17 protein-coding genes are annotated in these 14,113 nt (G+C 70.0%); 6 read left to right on the forward strand and 11 right to left on the reverse strand.

Annotated features, from left to right (window positions below):
• Entirely contained in the window at positions 1-717 is a 717-nt protein-coding gene (locus tag AB0K12_RS26950) for a hypothetical protein (protein WP_364566725.1), read from the reverse strand.
• 68 nt (positions 718-785) lie between these two features.
• On the opposite strand from AB0K12_RS26950, the gene AB0K12_RS26955 reads away from it, so the two are divergent.
• The 4 genes from AB0K12_RS26955 to AB0K12_RS26970 all read left to right on the forward strand — a co-directional run bounded on the left by AB0K12_RS26955 (position 786) and on the right by AB0K12_RS26970 (position 3,630).
• Entirely contained in the window at positions 786-1,574 is a 789-nt protein-coding gene (locus AB0K12_RS26955) for an ABC transporter ATP-binding protein (RefSeq protein ID WP_364566727.1), read from the forward strand.
• An 85-nt stretch (positions 1,575-1,659) separates the two neighbouring features.
• Entirely contained in the window at positions 1,660-2,586 is a 927-nt protein-coding gene (locus AB0K12_RS26960) for an SPFH domain-containing protein (protein WP_364566730.1), read from the forward strand.
• Between the two features lie 43 nt (positions 2,587-2,629).
• Positions 2,630-3,385 carry a sulfite exporter TauE/SafE family protein gene (locus tag AB0K12_RS26965; protein WP_355415416.1) on the forward strand — a complete coding sequence of 252 codons (756 nt, stop codon included), beginning with the start codon at positions 2,630-2,632 and terminating at the stop codon, positions 3,383-3,385.
• A gap of 23 nt (positions 3,386-3,408) precedes the next feature.
• Positions 3,409-3,630 (forward strand): hypothetical protein, encoded by a 222-nt coding sequence (locus tag AB0K12_RS26970; RefSeq protein WP_355415418.1) that lies wholly within the window; start codon positions 3,409-3,411, stop codon positions 3,628-3,630.
• On the opposite strand, the gene AB0K12_RS26975 is transcribed toward AB0K12_RS26970, so the two are convergent.
• The 8 genes from AB0K12_RS26975 to AB0K12_RS27010 form a co-directional block, all read right to left on the reverse strand.
• Complete coding sequence (locus tag AB0K12_RS26975) at positions 3,627-4,445, reverse strand: NAD(P)H-binding protein (protein ID WP_364566734.1); 819 nt, start codon at positions 4,443-4,445, stop codon at positions 3,627-3,629. The genes AB0K12_RS26970 and AB0K12_RS26975 overlap by 4 nt on opposite strands.
• A gap of 29 nt (positions 4,446-4,474) precedes the next feature.
• Complete coding sequence (locus AB0K12_RS26980; RefSeq protein ID WP_364566738.1) at positions 4,475-5,296, reverse strand: Rieske 2Fe-2S domain-containing protein; 822 nt, start codon at positions 5,294-5,296, stop codon at positions 4,475-4,477.
• 120 nt (positions 5,297-5,416) lie between these two features.
• Positions 5,417-6,028 (reverse strand): HD domain-containing protein, encoded by a 612-nt coding sequence (locus AB0K12_RS26985; RefSeq protein ID WP_364368050.1) that lies wholly within the window; start codon positions 6,026-6,028, stop codon positions 5,417-5,419.
• Between the two features lies 1 nt (position 6,029).
• Positions 6,030-8,210, reverse strand: a complete 2,181-nt coding sequence (locus AB0K12_RS26990) for a molybdopterin-dependent oxidoreductase (RefSeq protein ID WP_364566742.1) — start codon at positions 8,208-8,210, stop codon at positions 6,030-6,032.
• Positions 8,211-8,347: 137 nt separating this feature from the next.
• The gene (locus tag AB0K12_RS26995) at positions 8,348-8,710 is read right to left on the reverse strand and encodes a hypothetical protein (protein WP_364566745.1); all 363 of its coding nucleotides are present in this window, start codon (positions 8,708-8,710) and stop codon (positions 8,348-8,350) included.
• A 313-nt stretch (positions 8,711-9,023) separates the two neighbouring features.
• Positions 9,024-9,671, reverse strand: a complete 648-nt coding sequence (locus AB0K12_RS27000) for a hypothetical protein (RefSeq protein WP_364566748.1) — start codon at positions 9,669-9,671, stop codon at positions 9,024-9,026.
• Positions 9,671-9,886 carry a hypothetical protein gene (locus AB0K12_RS27005; RefSeq protein ID WP_364566751.1) on the reverse strand — a complete coding sequence of 72 codons (216 nt, stop codon included), beginning with the start codon at positions 9,884-9,886 and terminating at the stop codon, positions 9,671-9,673. Before AB0K12_RS27005 ends, AB0K12_RS27000 begins: the two co-directional genes overlap by 1 nt.
• A gap of 160 nt (positions 9,887-10,046) precedes the next feature.
• Positions 10,047-10,190 (reverse strand): hypothetical protein, encoded by a 144-nt coding sequence (locus tag AB0K12_RS27010; protein WP_364566754.1) that lies wholly within the window; start codon positions 10,188-10,190, stop codon positions 10,047-10,049.
• A gap of 348 nt (positions 10,191-10,538) precedes the next feature.
• Here AB0K12_RS27010 and AB0K12_RS27015 point away from each other — a divergent pair, with 348 nt between their 5' ends.
• Together AB0K12_RS27015 and AB0K12_RS27020 are read left to right on the forward strand one after the other, a co-directional pair.
• Positions 10,539-11,402: a helix-turn-helix transcriptional regulator gene (locus AB0K12_RS27015; protein WP_364566757.1), complete on the forward strand. Its 864-nt coding sequence runs from the start codon at positions 10,539-10,541 to the stop codon at positions 11,400-11,402.
• 59 nt (positions 11,403-11,461) lie between these two features.
• A complete protein-coding gene (locus tag AB0K12_RS27020; protein ID WP_345394225.1) occupies positions 11,462-11,686 on the forward strand; it encodes a DUF397 domain-containing protein in 225 nt (74 codons plus the stop codon).
• A 136-nt stretch (positions 11,687-11,822) separates the two neighbouring features.
• Here AB0K12_RS27020 and AB0K12_RS27025 read toward each other — a convergent pair whose 3' ends face one another.
• Together AB0K12_RS27025 and AB0K12_RS27030 are read right to left on the reverse strand one after the other, a co-directional pair.
• Positions 11,823-12,554, reverse strand: coding sequence for a DUF6082 family protein (locus AB0K12_RS27025; RefSeq protein WP_364566761.1), 732 nt, complete (start codon positions 12,552-12,554; stop codon positions 11,823-11,825).
• 57 nt (positions 12,555-12,611) lie between these two features.
• Positions 12,612-14,024, reverse strand: a complete 1,413-nt coding sequence (locus AB0K12_RS27030; RefSeq protein WP_364566764.1) for an MFS transporter — start codon at positions 14,022-14,024, stop codon at positions 12,612-12,614.
• Positions 14,025-14,113: the final 89 nt, after the last annotated feature.

The following is a 14,113-nucleotide window of genomic DNA, read 5'->3' on the forward strand; positions in this document are numbered from 1 at the left end:
CTACTGGTGGCGTACGGGCTCGAAGATCGCGTGGTGGGCGGCGACCAGCGCGCGGCGCACGGCGCGGTCGAGCTCGCGCAGCGCGCTCTCGCGTACGGCGACCTGCCCGGTGGTGAGCCCGCGCGAGTCGGCCAGGCGCAGCACGGCGGCCAGCCGCGTGGCGAGGGTGGAGACCCGGTGGGCCCGCCCCGGGTAGCCGGGCGCCAGCTCGCCGCCGCGCACGGGACGGCCCGGCCGGTCGCCCACGGGGCCGTCGACCGAGGTGAGGGCCTCGGTAGCGGCGCGCATCGCGTCGGACAGGTCACGCTCCGCCTCGGCCAGCGAGGGCAGGTCATGGCGTACGGGGCCGGCGTCGTGCACGTCGAACCGCACGCCGACGTACGACGACCCGCGCCGGTCGAGCGAGGGCACCAGGCCGAGGTTGCGGTCGGCGAGCACCGCGATGACGGCCTGACCGGCGTCGACCGCGGCCGAGTTGAACGCGGGAGGACCCGACAGCCCGAGCGGGTCGCCCGGCGCGGGCAGCGCGAGCCGCAACTCGCGCAGGCCGTCGGAGCGCAGGTTCGCGAGATGCTTGCGCAGCGGCAGCTCGCCCACGACGGCGGGCCCGCCTGCGGCTTCTACGTGGTCAGCCGCCTCGTCGAGGCCCACGTGACCGGACAGCCACGCGTTGCCCCAGGCGACCAGGGATGGGCAGACAGTCGATTCAGGGCGCACCGGTCCACGATAAGCGCTCGCGCTGCAATAGGTTTGTCCCGAGGGTGACTCCTAAGGAGGTATCGGGGATGGGTGGTCAGGTGCTGCGGCTCCAGGACGTCGCCGTCAGGCGCGACGGAGCGGCCCTGCTGCGCGGCATCGACTGGACGGTCAACGAGGACGAGCGGTGGGTCGTCATCGGGCCCAACGGCGCGGGCAAGACGACCTTGCTGCAGGTCGCCGCCACGCTGCTCTATCCGAGTGAGGGCCTGGTCGAGGTGCTGGGCGAGCGGCTGGGGCAGGCCGACGTGTTCGATCTGCGGCCGCGCATCGGCCTGGCGAGCGCCGCGCTGGCCGAGCGCATCCCGCCTGAGGAGAAGGTCATCGACCTCGTGCTGACGGCCTCCTACGCGATCATGGGCCGCTGGACGGAGGAGTACGACTCCAACGACGTGACCAGGGCCGTCGAGCTGATCGACATGATGGGCGCGGCCCACCTGATCAGGCGCAGGTTCGGCACGCTGTCCGAGGGCGAGCGCAAGCGCGTGCAGATCGCCCGCGCGCTCATGCCCGACCCCGAGATGCTGCTGCTCGACGAGCCGGCCGCGGGCCTCGACCTGGGCGGCAGGGAAGACCTCGTCCGCCGGCTCTCGCTGCTCGCCGGCGACTACCGCTCGCCGACGCTGGTGCTGGTGACGCACCACGTGGAGGAGGTGCCCGCCGGCTTCACCCACGGGCTGCTGCTGCGGCACGGCTCGGTGGTGGCGCAGGGGCCGCTCGAGCACGTGATGACGGCCGAGAACCTGTCGCAGACGTTCGGGGTGCCGCTGTCGCTTGAGCGCAGCGCGGAGGGCCGCTGGTACGCCAGAGCCCACTGATCACCGTTTCGTTCGGTAAGGGACGGGCCAGGCGGAGGGCGAATAGGATCTACGGAGTCGGTTCCCTCGGCTTCGGAGCGTCGCCATGTCCGTCGAGCAGCTCGTCGTCGCCATCGTCGTGGTCGCGGCGGTCGGCTTCGGAGTGGCCCGTACGATCCGCATCATCCCGCAGGCCACGGCAGCCATCATCGAGCGGCTCGGCCGCTATCACCGCACGCTCTCGCCGGGGCTCAACCTGGTGGTGCCGTTCATCGACCGGGTGAAGGACATGATCGACCTGCGCGAGCAGGTGGTCTCGTTCCCGCCGCAGCCGGTGATCACCTCCGACAACCTCGTGGTGTCCATCGACACCGTCATCTACTTCCAGGTCACCAATCCCAAGGCGGCCACGTACGAGATCGCGAACTTCCTCGTCGGCGTCGAGCAGCTCACGGTCACCACGCTGCGCAACGTCGTCGGCGGCATGGACCTCGAGCGCACGCTGACCTCGCGCGAGGACATCAACACCGCGCTGCGCGGCGTGCTGGACGACGCGACCGGCAAGTGGGGCATCCGAGTCAACCGGGTCGAGCTCAAGGCCATCGACCCGCCCGTCTCCATCCAGGACTCGATGGAGAAGCAGATGCGCGCCGACCGCGACAAGCGGGCCGCCGTGCTGACCGCCGAGGGGCAGCGCCAGGCGGCGATCCTGGCCGCCGAGGGCGAGAAGCAGGCGGCGGTGCTGCGGGCGCGCGGCGAGGCGGAGGCGGCGGTGCTGCGCGCGCAGGCCGAGGCCGAGGCGCAGGCGATGCGGGCCAAGGGGCAGGCCGACGCGATCGGCATGGTGTTCAGGGCCATCCATGAGGGCAACCCGAGCCAGCAGCTGCTCGCCTACCAATATCTCCAGACCCTCCCCGAGATCGCCAAAGGCGACGCCAATAAAATCTGGATCGTCCCATCCGAAATGGGAAAGGTCCTGGAAAGCCTGGGCGGCCTCTTCACCACACCCCCCAAGGGCCCGGACACCCGGTGACGTCCTGACCGGGAGCAAGTGACGGCAGTCTCGGGAGGAACGCGTGACGGGGTGGGAACTTGCCGTCGTCTGCGGCGTCGGCGTGATCGCCGGTGCCATCAACGCCGTGGTGGGGTCGGGCTCGCTGATCACGTTCCCGACGCTGGTGGCGCTCGGCGTCGATCCCGTCGTGGCGAACGTCTCCAACACCGTCGGCCTGGTGCCCGGCTCCTTCACCGCGGCGTACGGCTACCGCGCGGAGTTGCGCGGCCAGCGTGACCGCCTGCTGCGGCTGGGCATGGCCTCGGCCCTGGGCGCGCTGATCGGCGGGATCCTGCTGCTGTTCCTCGATCCCGCCGTCTTCGAGGTCGTGGTCGTGGCGCTGATCGCGCTGGCCTGCGTCCTGGTCATGGTGCAGCCGCGGCTCAACACGTGGATGGCCGCCCGCCGCGACCGGCCGCACCCGCACGGCGGTCCCATGCTGTGGCTGGGCGTGCTGGGCGCGGGCATCTACGGCGGCTATTTCGGCGCGGCGCAGGGCGTGCTGCTGATCGGGCTGCTCGGCATCTTCCTCGACGACGGCCTGCAGCGCGTCAACGCGGCCAAGAACGTGCTCGCGCTGCTGGTCAACGGGGTGGCCGCGGTGCTGTTCCTGTTCGTGGCCGACGTCGACTGGCAGGCGGCGGCCGGGGTGGCGCTGGGCGCGATCGTCGGTGGCTTCGCAGGCGCCCGGCTGGGCCGGCGCATCCCGGCGCCGATCCTGCGGGGGGTCATCGTCTGCGTCGGCATTGTCGCGATTATCGTACTGGTGTACGGATAAGTCGTGATGGGTATGACTTGGTCATGAAAGGTGACCGGGTGGAGATCGTCATCGACGCGGGTGGGTCATCGCCGCGCACCTACGAGATCACGGCCACCCGCGCCGGCCGGCGGGTCGAGGTGGCCACCCGGCGCGGGCTCGTCGAGGTGAGCGAGGTCACCAGGAGCGGCACGCCGGTGCGTACCGCGAGGTTCATGTCCAGCCGCATCCTCGCGCTGGTCGAGCACCCCGCCGACGAGGCCTAACGGAAGTCCGCCGCGTGGTCCTCGGCCCACTGCCTGAACGTCAGGGCAGGGCGGCCGAGCAGCCGCCGCACGGTGTCGACGGCCCGCTCGGGCGCGGCCACGAAGGAGCCCCAGGTCGTCAGCGCCTGCTCCACGAACGCCGGCTCGCCCCAGGCGGCCAGCAGCTGCTCGCGGGCCTCCTCGATCGGCTGCTCCTCCCAGCGCACCTCGCGGCCGACCACCTCGCCGATCGTGCGGACCTGCTCGATCTGGGTCAGCTCGGCGGGCCCGGTCAGGTGATACGCGGCGCCGTTGTGCCCGGCCGAGGTGAGCGCGTGCACGGCCACGGCCGCGATGTCCTTCTCGTGGATGAGCGCCCTGGACGCCTCCCCGTACGGCCAGCGCACCACGCCCCGCTTGATCTGCTCCGCCCAGCCCAGGGTGTTGGCCGCGAAGCCGCCGGGCCGCAGGAACGTCCAGTTGAGCGGAGAGCGCCTGATCAGCCGCTCGATCGCGGAGTAGTGCGTGTCATCGGTGCCCGGCACGTTCGCCGACAGGTAGACCACGCGCCGCGCGTGCCGGGCGACGACCTCCACCACCTCCTCCGCGTTGCCCACGGAGAAGCCGGGCCACAGCAGGAAGACGCTCTCCACGTCCTTCAGCGCGGGCTCCAGGCTCTCGGGGGCCGTCAGGTCGCCCTGAACGGCCTCGACGCCCGCAGGCGCCCGCTCGGGCCGTCTCGCGAACGCGCGTACGTCCAGCCCCGCCTCGGCGAGCTGGGACGCCACATGACTGCCGACATTGCCGGTCGCACCGGTCACCAGGATCTTTCCCATGCCGACGACCGTAGGACCTCAACCAAGCTTCAGGTCAACCCAGGACGCACCTGGACGGTGCCGTCCCTCCTGATCCGCGTCTCGAACACCGGCGCGGGCGCCGTCGCGGGCCCGTGCTTGACCGAGCCGTCCGACAGCCGGAACGTGCTGCTGTGCCACGGGCACACCACGCACGCCTCGCCGTCCTGCATGACCAGCCGGCCCTGGTGCAGCGGGCCCGCCAGGTGCGGGCAGCGGTCGCCGAGCACGGTGACGCCCTCGCCCTGGCGCAGCACGAAGAGCTGGATGTAGCCGAGCCGCCGCGCGACAGGGCGGCCCTCCGGCAGGTCCTTGATCGGGCACAGGTCGTGCCAGCCCAGCGGCACCAGGTGCGTCACCTGCGGCGCGTGGTTGGCGCCCGCCGCCTGCCGGTGCGCGAGATGCCCGCCGAGGTACGCCCCGAGCCCGCCGACGGCGAGCCCCGCGTACGACAGCATCCGTCCCGGCCGCTCGCGCCCGCGCAGCCGGGCCAGCAGGGACGCGCTGAACAGGCCGAGCGCGGCCGTGTTGGCCAGCATGTGGACGAACCCCACCCGCTGCTGCTCCCGATGCAGCATCGACCAGTCGGTCACCCCGGACGCCGCCGTGGGCAGCGCATTGATGATGCCGGTGGTCAGCAGCAGGCGGGAGGCCCTGGGGTCGGCGTCCGCGAGGTCCAGCACGGCGGTGGAGAGCCAGCAGCCGAGGCTCACCGTGGCCAGCGACGGGTGCACGGGCTCGCCCAGCGGCACGCCGTGCAGCATGTCGCGCAGCCTGCCCTGGCGCAGCCGCCGGCGGACGACCTTCGCGAGCGCCCTGATCGGCCGGTCCATGCCTTTCGACTTCTCGAGCCGATCGGCTAGCGCCACCGGCCCGGCGAAACCCCGCAACTGCCGACGCTTCGCGCGTACTGTCTCTTTCACGACAAGTCCCCTACCCCGGCCATGTGGGGATCACTCGGACAGGTGTCCCCTGGCCACGGAGAGTTCGACCAGCTCCAGGGCGTACGCGCCGAGCGAGGGCGAGCCCTCCTCGATGATCCGCACCTTCTCCCTGACCTGTCCCGCCGTCACTTTGAACAGCGGCCAGGTGCCGCCCTCGGTGTGGTGGTTGGCCAGGATCGGGGCGAACCGGTCGAGCGCCTTGGCGAAGCGCGCCTCCGGCGTCTTGCGCTCCTCGAACTCGTCCCACAGCTCCCGGAGCCACGCCCCCTGCTCGGCGGGCAGCAGGCCGAAGATGCGGTCGGCGGCGGCCCGCTCGACCTCCGCCTGCGCGGCCACCTCCACCGGGTCGTAGATGAACGTGTCGCCCGCGTCGATCTCCACCAGGTCGTGCACCAGCAGCATGGCGACGACCCGTTGCAGGTCGGTTCCGGGTGGGGCGTGCTCGCCGAGGACCATCGCCAGCGTGCCCACGTACCAGGAGTGCTCGGCGGTGTTCTCCCGTCGCGAGCCGTCGATGAGATGGTTGCGGCGGATGATCCGCTTCAACTTGTCGATCTCGATGGCGAAGGCGATCTGGGCGTTCAGGCGGTCCTCTTCTGGCACGATAGTCACGCGCGACACCCTAATGTGCGGTGATCACCCCGGTTGGTGAAATCGTGACCGGAACTCCGTTGAACACTGCGTTACCACTTGGTGCATCGATCGCCGTTTCGTCCGTGAGCGCGTTGGCGCTGACGCCCGCGTGCCCGGCCGCCACGCGCTGCGCGCTCCCCACGTGTCCCCAGCCGTGCGGCAGGCTGACCACGCCCGGCATGATCGTGTCGGTGGGCTCAAGCGCCACCGTGACCTCGCCCTTCGCCGAACGCACCACCGCCTCGCCGGCCAGCCCGAGCCGGGCCACGTCCTCGGGGTGGATCTGCAGCGTGCACGTGTTGCTGCCGCCCACCAGCGGCTCGACGTTGTGCATCCAGCTGTTGTTGGAGCGCAGGTGGCGCCGCCCGATGAGGACGATCCCCGCCGGCTCGTCCGCCAGCCTGGCGCGCAGCCGCTCGACGTCCTCGATCAGCCGCGGGGGAGCCAGCTCGACCAGCCCCGACGCCGTCCGCAGCACCTCCTCCAGCCGGGGCTCCAGCGGACCCAGGTCCAGGCCGTGCGGGTTGTCCCGCAGCGTGCGCAGCGACAGGTCGCCCTTTCCCGACCAGTCGCCGTACGGGCCGAGCCGCAGCATCATGTCCAGCCGCCGCTCCGCGCCCGTCTCGCCGTCCAGCAGCGCGCGCAGCTCTGCCACGTCCCGCCCCTCGACGCCGGAGCCGGGCGTCTCCGTCGCCTTGCGCAGCGTCTCGTCGATGACGTACGCGTCCAGGTCCCCTTCGAGCCCCGAGGCGATGCCCGCCAGCCTGGCCAGGATCTCCGCCTCCGACGGTCGCCCGTCCAGCGGCAGCAGCGGCGGTGAGTACCGCGCGTAGTTGCGCACCGCGAAGCCGGTCAGCGCGAAGTCGTAGTGTCCCGCCTGCAGGATGCGCGGCGGCGGCAGGATGACGTTCGCGTGCCTGGTGGTCTCGTTCAGGTACGGATCGACGCTCACCATGAAGTCGAGCCGCTCGAACGCCCTGTCCAGCCTGGCCCCGTTGGGCGCCGACAGCACCGGGTTGCCGGCGATCGTCAGCAGGAACCTGACCTGCCCCTCGCCCGGCGTCTCGATCTCGTCGGCCAGCGTGGCGACCGGCAGCTCGCCGTTCGCCTCCGGCAGCCCGCGCACCCGGCTGCGCCAGCGCCCCACCTGATACGGCCGGCGCCGCCCCGGCGGCTCCGTCGCGGCCTTGGGGAACATCACGCCGCCCGGCCTGTCGAGGTTGCCGGTCAGCACGTTGAGCACGTCGACCAGCCACTGGGCCAGCGTGCCGAACTCGGCCGTGCAGGTGCCGATCCTGGCGTACACGGCCGCCCGCGGCGCCGCCGCCAGCTCCCTGGCCAGCCGGGTCACCACCTCGGCCGGCACGCCCGTCCTGCGCGCCACCGCGTCGGGCGGGAAGTGCTTGGCCGCCTCGCGCACCTCGGCCAGCCCGTTGACCTCGTGCCGCAGGCTGAGCAGGTCCTCGGCGAACAAGGTGTGCACGATGCCGAACAGCAGGTACGCGTCCGTGCCCGGCCTGACGAACACGTGCTCGTCGGCCAGCGCCGCGGTCCGCGTACGGCGGGGGTCCACCACGACCAGCCGGCCGCCGCGCCGCCTCAGGGCCTTGAGCCGGCCAGGGAAGTCGGGCGCGGTGCACAGCGAGCCGTTGGACTCCAGCGGGTTGGCGCCCAGCATCAGCAGGTGGCCGGTCCTGTCCAGGTCGGGCACCGGGATCGTCATCGGATGGCCGAACATCAGCCCCGCCGCCACGTGCTTCGGCATCTGGTCGGCGGTGCTGGCGGAGAAGACGTTGCGGGTGCCGAGCGACTTGATGAGCGGGGTGGCGTAAAGCGCGCCCGCCATGGTGTGGGCGCTGGGGTTGCCCAGGTAGACGGCCACCTCGCGGCGGTCTGCCACACGCTCAAGGCCCGCCCGTACGGCGGCGAACGCCTCGTCCCAGCTCGCCTCGCGCCACCGGTCGCCCTGCCTGATGAGCGGCGCGCTCAGCCGGTCGGGGTCCTCGTCGAGCCGGCCGAGGCTGGCGCCCTTCGGGCAGATGAACCCCTTGCTGAACGGGTCGTCCTTGTCACCGCGCACGCCGGTCACGTGCCCGGTCGCGTCGAGGGTGAGCGTCAGGCCGCAGACGGCTTCGCAGAGGGGACAGGTCCGGTGCACGGTCGACGTCATCGTCACTCCTGAGTTCGCCAGATGAACTCATCTTCGCGCGGACCGCCCGCATGGGGAAGCCCCGGAGCCGTCGTCGTCGGGCCTGCGCCGGCCGGCCCCCCGCCCGTTCGACGGCGGGGGCCGGTGATGATGGTCTGTCAGTCGGCGCAGATGGCGAAGACGCTGATACCGACGTCGTTGTAGCCGATTTGGCGGCCGAGGCCGATCCAGCCGCGTCCGTCGTCGGTGGGGAACGACCCCACCAGGATGGCGGCGTTGCCGCGGGCCTCGGCGCCGCCGCCGAGGACGCGCTTGGAGCCCGGGCAGTAGAGCGTGCGGCGCTGGAAGTTGGGGACGTTCGCGTTGGGGAGAGTGACGAGCTGGTAGCCGGGGGGCAGCGCCGCGTGGCGGGTCGCCGCCGCCACGGGGGCGGGTGCTTGAAGGGTGACGACGGTGGCCGTCACGCAGGCTGCCGTAGCGAGAGCGGCGATGGAAAGGAGCAGGGACTTCTTGAACCGCATGGTCTCTCCTTGTCCTATTCCCTGACAGGCACGATGTCCGAGCGACACGCGCCGGCCGGCGTATGCGTGTTCCGAGGACATGTGACAGGGGAGAAGAGGCTGACACGAGGAGTATCTGCTCCGTCGCACTCCGTGTCCATACGGGACTTGTGTTCGAGTGGGTCGGCCCCACGGATCACCGGCTCCGTTCCGCTGATCCTGGTGAGGGGCACAGCGCCGCCGGTCGTCTTTTCCCGGGTAGATGGGGAAGCCCCGAAGCCCCCGCGGTCTCCGGGGCTTCGCCCCCCAGGGAATGTCCCGGTTCCCTAGGCCTTCACGCCGCCCTCGGCAGCACCACCTCGGTGCGCAGATCAGGCGGCTCCTCAAGGTCGGGCCGCAGGGCGACCCAGGAGCGGCGGCCGTACAGGCGGTCCAGGCCGGGGGAGGTCGCGCCGGGCGTCTCGTCCCTGCGCACGATCTCCACGATGAGGAACTGGCTGCGGGTACGGTGCCGGTAGACGTTCACGCCGCGGGCCCAGCAGGCCGCGGCGATCTCCTCGGCGTACGCCTCGAACTCCTCGGCGCTGATGCCCGCCCTGACCATGATCAGGGCCTTCTCACCCGTCGCCGTCGGCGTGATCCACAGCACCAGCGGGATCCGTCCCGCCCGGGTGTGCATGGTCGTCTCCATGCACACCCGGTGCAGGCGGTGGCGGGAGAACACGCACCAGAAGTGCGCGGCGACCCAGCTGCGGCCCCGCCTGGTGGCGGCCGGCACCGACACGGCGCTGGTCAGCAGGACGACCGGCACCCACTGGCCGTCTCTGGTCGCGCCCAGGAGCGCGAGCACGAACAGCGTCGCGGCGGCGAGCAGCAGCAGCTCGGCCCTGGCCCGCCACAGTCTGACCAGCGGGCCGCCCCCGCGTGCGGCCGGGAGGTCCTCGTAGGCGGGGTAGATCTGGTTACGCGGGTTCCTCGCCATCAGGACACCTCCTCGGTCACCTTGCGTGGGAGGCGGAGCTGGTCGAAGCGCGGGTCGCGGTAGAGACGGGAGCCGAAGCCCGTCGTGGTGACCGTCCATCCCATCCGGAACGCGAACTCGTCGGGCTCTACGCAGATCTCGTAGTCCGCCGAGGCGACGAGGTCCTGAATCCAGGACTTGATTCGGCTGAGTCCCTTGGTACCTTGTGAGTACATAGAAGACCCCTTTCGCGGCATTTTAGAGGTGGCTTCTTGGCCGGTCCGACGGCTGATGACCGGTTTCGCCGCAGGGTGGCAGCCCTTAATGCGGCGTACTGGTGGTCAGCCTCGGCCCGGCTTTTTTCGTGCTCGAACGAGCGAATGCGCGCTACGCGCTTCAGGCGATGACGAAGTCCTTCCGGCAAGTGGCCTCCCTGGGGAAGATGTTCGTTTCCGGGACGGCGACGTTGCCGGGGACGTGCCCGCCGTGCGAGCGCGCGATCATGGGCGAGAGTCCCGATGCGTACGGCCGTGTCGTCATGTCCGGCCTCCTCACCTCTCGAGAACCCTCCTGGTTCTGATCGTCCCCCTCGCCCGGCGATGCTGCAATACCAGGAGCAAGGGAAGATTTAATTTTCTTCGCCCGTTGCTCTGCAACTTGCACGAGAACTGTCATCATCCGTGGGCGAGAAGGAAGATCTATGCCCGGCTCCGGCGCACTCGCGAAGGTTGTCCTTGCCCCTACGCTCTCCCCGTGAAAGCCTTCTGGCAAGGCTGTGCGGCACTACACATGCAACTTGCAGTGTAAGATTGGGCGAACGGCCCAAAAAGCCGGGCTCCAAACGGTCCCTTCCGGCTACACCTTCATTCCCGAGAAGGAGTGTGGACGGTGCCATCGCAGCAGGGCAGTCCAACAGTACGGCGACTCCGGTTGGGCCAGGAGCTCCGCCTCCTCCGCGAGCGCCGCAAGCTCACCGGCGCCAGGGCGGCCAGAGACCTCGGCTGGAGCGCCAGCAAGGTCAGCCGCATCGAAGCCGCCAAGACCATGCCCAGCACCGACGACATCAAGGCCCTGGCCAAGCTGTACCGCCTGGACGGGGACAAACTCGATGAGCTTTTCGGCCTGTTGCGTGACGCGGAGCAGCGGGGTTGGTGGGAAGATTACGAGGACGCCCTCCCGGAGGAGTACACGACATTCCTCGGGCTGGAGGCGGAGGCGACATTCCAGCGCGACTGGGAACCCCAGGTTGTGCCTGGCTTGCTACAGACAGAGGACTACGCCAGAGAAGTGATCCTGGCGACCCGGGGCATCGCCCGCATCACGCACAGCGGTGTCAGGAGCCGGGTCGAGGCACGGCTCGACAGGCAGGAACGCGTGCTGCACAGGCCCGATCCCTGCGCGCTCACCGTGGTGCTCGACGAGTCGGCCCTGACGCGCCGCTTCGGTGAGCCATCGGTCATGCGTGAGCAGATGGAGCATCTCCTGGAGATGTCCGTGCTGCCGCACGTGAGCGTGCATGTCCTGCCTCTGGATGCACTTCATCCGGTTAACACTGGTGCGTTCATTCACCTGAAGTTTTCCGCTTTTGACGATGTTGTGTATCTAGAACAGTTGTATACTGCTCACTTTGTCGACGATCTCGAACGGGTAGCTGGATACGAAATGGCCTTCGACCACATCAAGTCAGAGGCCTTGGATGAGGACGAGTCGCGCGTTCTCATCCAGCGTAAAGCCATGCTCTGGCGTCGATAGCGACGACGGAAAAACCTCAGAAAGGGGCAACGGTGCCCCTTTACGCATTTGGGGAGAAAATGTACAACCACCTAAAGACGGCAGCCTGGCGGAAGAGCACCTTCTGCAACGGCGCGGCGACGTGCGTCGAGGTTGCCCCTCTGGCCGACGGGAACGTCGCGCTACGGGACAGCAAGGAGCAGGACGGTCCCGTCCTGGTCTTCACGCCGGAGGAGTGGGCCGCCTTCACCGCCGGGGTGCGCAGCGGCGAGTTCGACCTTGCCACGCCCGTAGGCAGGGGATAAGTGAACGGCCCTGGCACCCATCGGAGACGCAGGGCCGTTCGGGTGGAGGCATGGCAGTGCCTCCCGGCTTTCCGGCTCTCCCCACAGGTCGAGCAGAGAAGACGTGCACATCATGGCACATCCACCGCCAATTTGATCAACCTCCGGCGCGCCGTTTCCTGATCCGGCTCAGCCAGGAGATTCCCGCCACGGCGACCGCCGCCGCAGCAGCCACGTGCAGCGCGGCAGGCCGACCGGATCGGGCGGCGGGGACCACGGCATCGGGGGGCGGCGCGGGCCGTTCCTCCAGGCTCTTGCGGTAGGCCAGATCGAGCGTCGCCACGAACCGCACGGCCCGCCGACTCTTCGCCACCGCCCGGCGGTGCTCACGAGTGCGCACCCAGAACCTCCGGCCGGTCTCCGTACTGAAGATGTCGGCCTGCGCGTATTTCACGAGGACCGGCTCCGGCATGTCGCCGACGTTGAAAAGCATCTCCCAGTAGGAGAGCACCAGATTGAGGTAAAGGTGCGTCGCCGGATCGAGCCCGCTGTCCACCCTGCCCAAGGCATTGTGCAGTGCAGGATTTTCGATCTGCAGCTGCATGAGCTGGAAATGATGCGATCGAGAGGCGTCCTCACGCGCGAATCGCATTTCCCTGGCCTGCAGGAAAAGAGAGACCCCGATGGCCACGAGCGCGAAGGCGGACAGCACCGCCGACGCGGCGCCGTACGTCTCGCCGACCGCGCTCAGTTCCTGCCAGCGCAGGCTCGCGGGCACCAGGAGGTCCAGCAGGAGCGGAGAGAGCAGCGTCGCGGCGGCGCACACCGCCGCGATCGTCAGGAGGAGGGGCATCAGCAGGCTCGGCGTGCGCCGGTTGCGGGGGGTCATGTGCCTCACCGTGCCATGCGAGCGGCCCGCGTCCATGGAAGGACGCGGGCTCGCACGTCATGAGGGGATCGGCTTGGGGCGGCGTACGAGGAACAGGGAGCTGAGGCCGGCCAGAACGGCGAGGGCGGCCATGGCGGCGGCCGTGGTCATGGAGGCCGTGGAAGAGGATACGGTGTCCAGGGAGATGAACAGGGTGCCGATGGCGGCGACTCCGATGACCTGGCCGATCTGCATCACCGTGAGGAGGGCGCCGCTGGCGTCCGCCGCGTACGCCCCGTCCACCTGCTCTGTGGCCATGTTGGTCACCGCCACCTGCACGCCCAGACCGGCGCCGACGAGGGCGCCCATCAGGGCGTACAGGAAGCCGCCTTCCGCGGCGAGGCCGAGGCCGATGTACGCGGGGGCCGCCAGGACGTAGCCGAACGGCACCAGCGGGCGCTGCAGGCGCAGCGGCAGGCGGGGCCAGGCGAGGCCGACCAGGCCGAAGGTCAGCGCGCACGGGACCAGCATCATGCCGGAGGCGAGCGGCGTCATGTGCAGGTCGCCTTGCAGGTGCAGGGCGGAGGTGAACAGGAACGCGCCCCAGGTGGCCGGGCCGAACAGCAGCACGGCGAGGCCGGGACGCATGCCCGGCGCGCGCAGCACCCTGGCGTCCACCAGCGGGCGCCCGCCGCGACCTGTCACCCAGCGCTCGACGCGGACGAACACCGCGAACATCACCACGCTCAGCCCCATCGAGATCCAGCCCCACAACGGCCAGCCCAGGTCGCGTCCGAGCACCAGCGGCACCACGAACAGCAGCACGGCCGCCGACAGCGTCACCAGGCCCAAGGGGTCGAGCCCGCCACGGCCGCCGCCGTGGTCGGCGGGCAGCAGGCGGGCGCCGGCGGCCAGCAGCAGCAGCGCGACCGGCACCACTACCAGGAACACGACCCGCCAGCCCAGGCCGAAGCCCAGCAGGATGCCGCCGAGCGCCTGACCGGCCACGATGCCGCCGCTGATCATCAAGGACCACAGGCCGATCGCCCGGCCACGGGCCGCGCCCTGGAAGTTGCGCTGGATCAAGGTCAGCACCTGCGGCATCATCATCGCGGCCCCGGCACCTTGCAGCAGCCTGGCTGCCACCAGCCAGCCGGTCGTGGGTGCGAGGCCGGCGGCGAGCGTGGTCACGGTGAAGGCCGCCAATCCGCCCAGAAACGCTCGTCGGTAGCCGAACAGGTCGCCGATCCTGGCTCCGGTGATCAACAGGACGGCATAGACGATGGTGTAACCGGCAATGATCATCTGCAGCCCGGCGCCCGACGAGTGCAGGTCGGACTCGATGGTCGGGGTGGCCACGTTGACGATGTTGACGTTCAGGATGGCCAGGAACTGCCCCACGAGGATCGTCGCCAGGAGCAGTCCGCCGGCCTTGGGGCTCTCCGGTGAGGTGGTGCCCACAGGGGAGGGAACAGCGGTGGTTTGGGACATGATGAGAAGTCTGCCGTGTCCCCAGTACCAGTAACGAGAGCCCCTTTATCCTGGTATCAGCAGTAACTGGCTGAGCATCACTTTCGTCA

This window comes from Nonomuraea sp. NPDC049419, from assembly GCF_040676995.1.
GTDB classification, from domain to species: domain Bacteria; phylum Actinomycetota; class Actinomycetes; order Streptosporangiales; family Streptosporangiaceae; genus Nonomuraea; species Nonomuraea salmonea.

Bases quoted from the DNA above. Each gene is read 5' to 3' on its own strand.
- AB0K12_RS27000 (WP_364566748.1), bottom strand. From the start codon at position 9,671: ATGGCGAGGAACCCGCGTAACCAGATCTACCCCGCCTACGAGGACCTC.
- AB0K12_RS27020 (WP_345394225.1), top strand. From the start codon at position 11,462: ATGTACAACCACCTAAAGACGGCAGCCTGGCGGAAGAGCACCTTCTGC.
- AB0K12_RS26980 (WP_364566738.1), bottom strand. From the start codon at position 5,296: ATGGACCGGCCGATCAGGGCGCTCGCGAAGGTCGTCCGCCGGCGGCTG.
- AB0K12_RS26960 (WP_364566730.1), top strand. From the start codon at position 1,660: ATGTCCGTCGAGCAGCTCGTCGTCGCCATCGTCGTGGTCGCGGCGGTC.
- AB0K12_RS27010 (WP_364566754.1), bottom strand. From the start codon at position 10,190: ATGACGACACGGCCGTACGCATCGGGACTCTCGCCCATGATCGCGCGC.
- AB0K12_RS27030 (WP_364566764.1), bottom strand. From the start codon at position 14,024: ATGTCCCAAACCACCGCTGTTCCCTCCCCTGTGGGCACCACCTCACCG.
- AB0K12_RS26975 (WP_364566734.1), bottom strand. From the start codon at position 4,445: ATGGGAAAGATCCTGGTGACCGGTGCGACCGGCAATGTCGGCAGTCAT.
- AB0K12_RS26995 (WP_364566745.1), bottom strand. From the start codon at position 8,710: ATGCGGTTCAAGAAGTCCCTGCTCCTTTCCATCGCCGCTCTCGCTACG.
- AB0K12_RS27005 (WP_364566751.1), bottom strand. From the start codon at position 9,886: ATGTACTCACAAGGTACCAAGGGACTCAGCCGAATCAAGTCCTGGATT.
- AB0K12_RS26990 (WP_364566742.1), bottom strand. From the start codon at position 8,210: ATGACGTCGACCGTGCACCGGACCTGTCCCCTCTGCGAAGCCGTCTGC.
- AB0K12_RS26970 (WP_355415418.1), top strand. From the start codon at position 3,409: ATGAAAGGTGACCGGGTGGAGATCGTCATCGACGCGGGTGGGTCATCG.
- AB0K12_RS26955 (WP_364566727.1), top strand. From the start codon at position 786: ATGGGTGGTCAGGTGCTGCGGCTCCAGGACGTCGCCGTCAGGCGCGAC.
- AB0K12_RS27025 (WP_364566761.1), bottom strand. From the start codon at position 12,554: ATGACCCCCCGCAACCGGCGCACGCCGAGCCTGCTGATGCCCCTCCTC.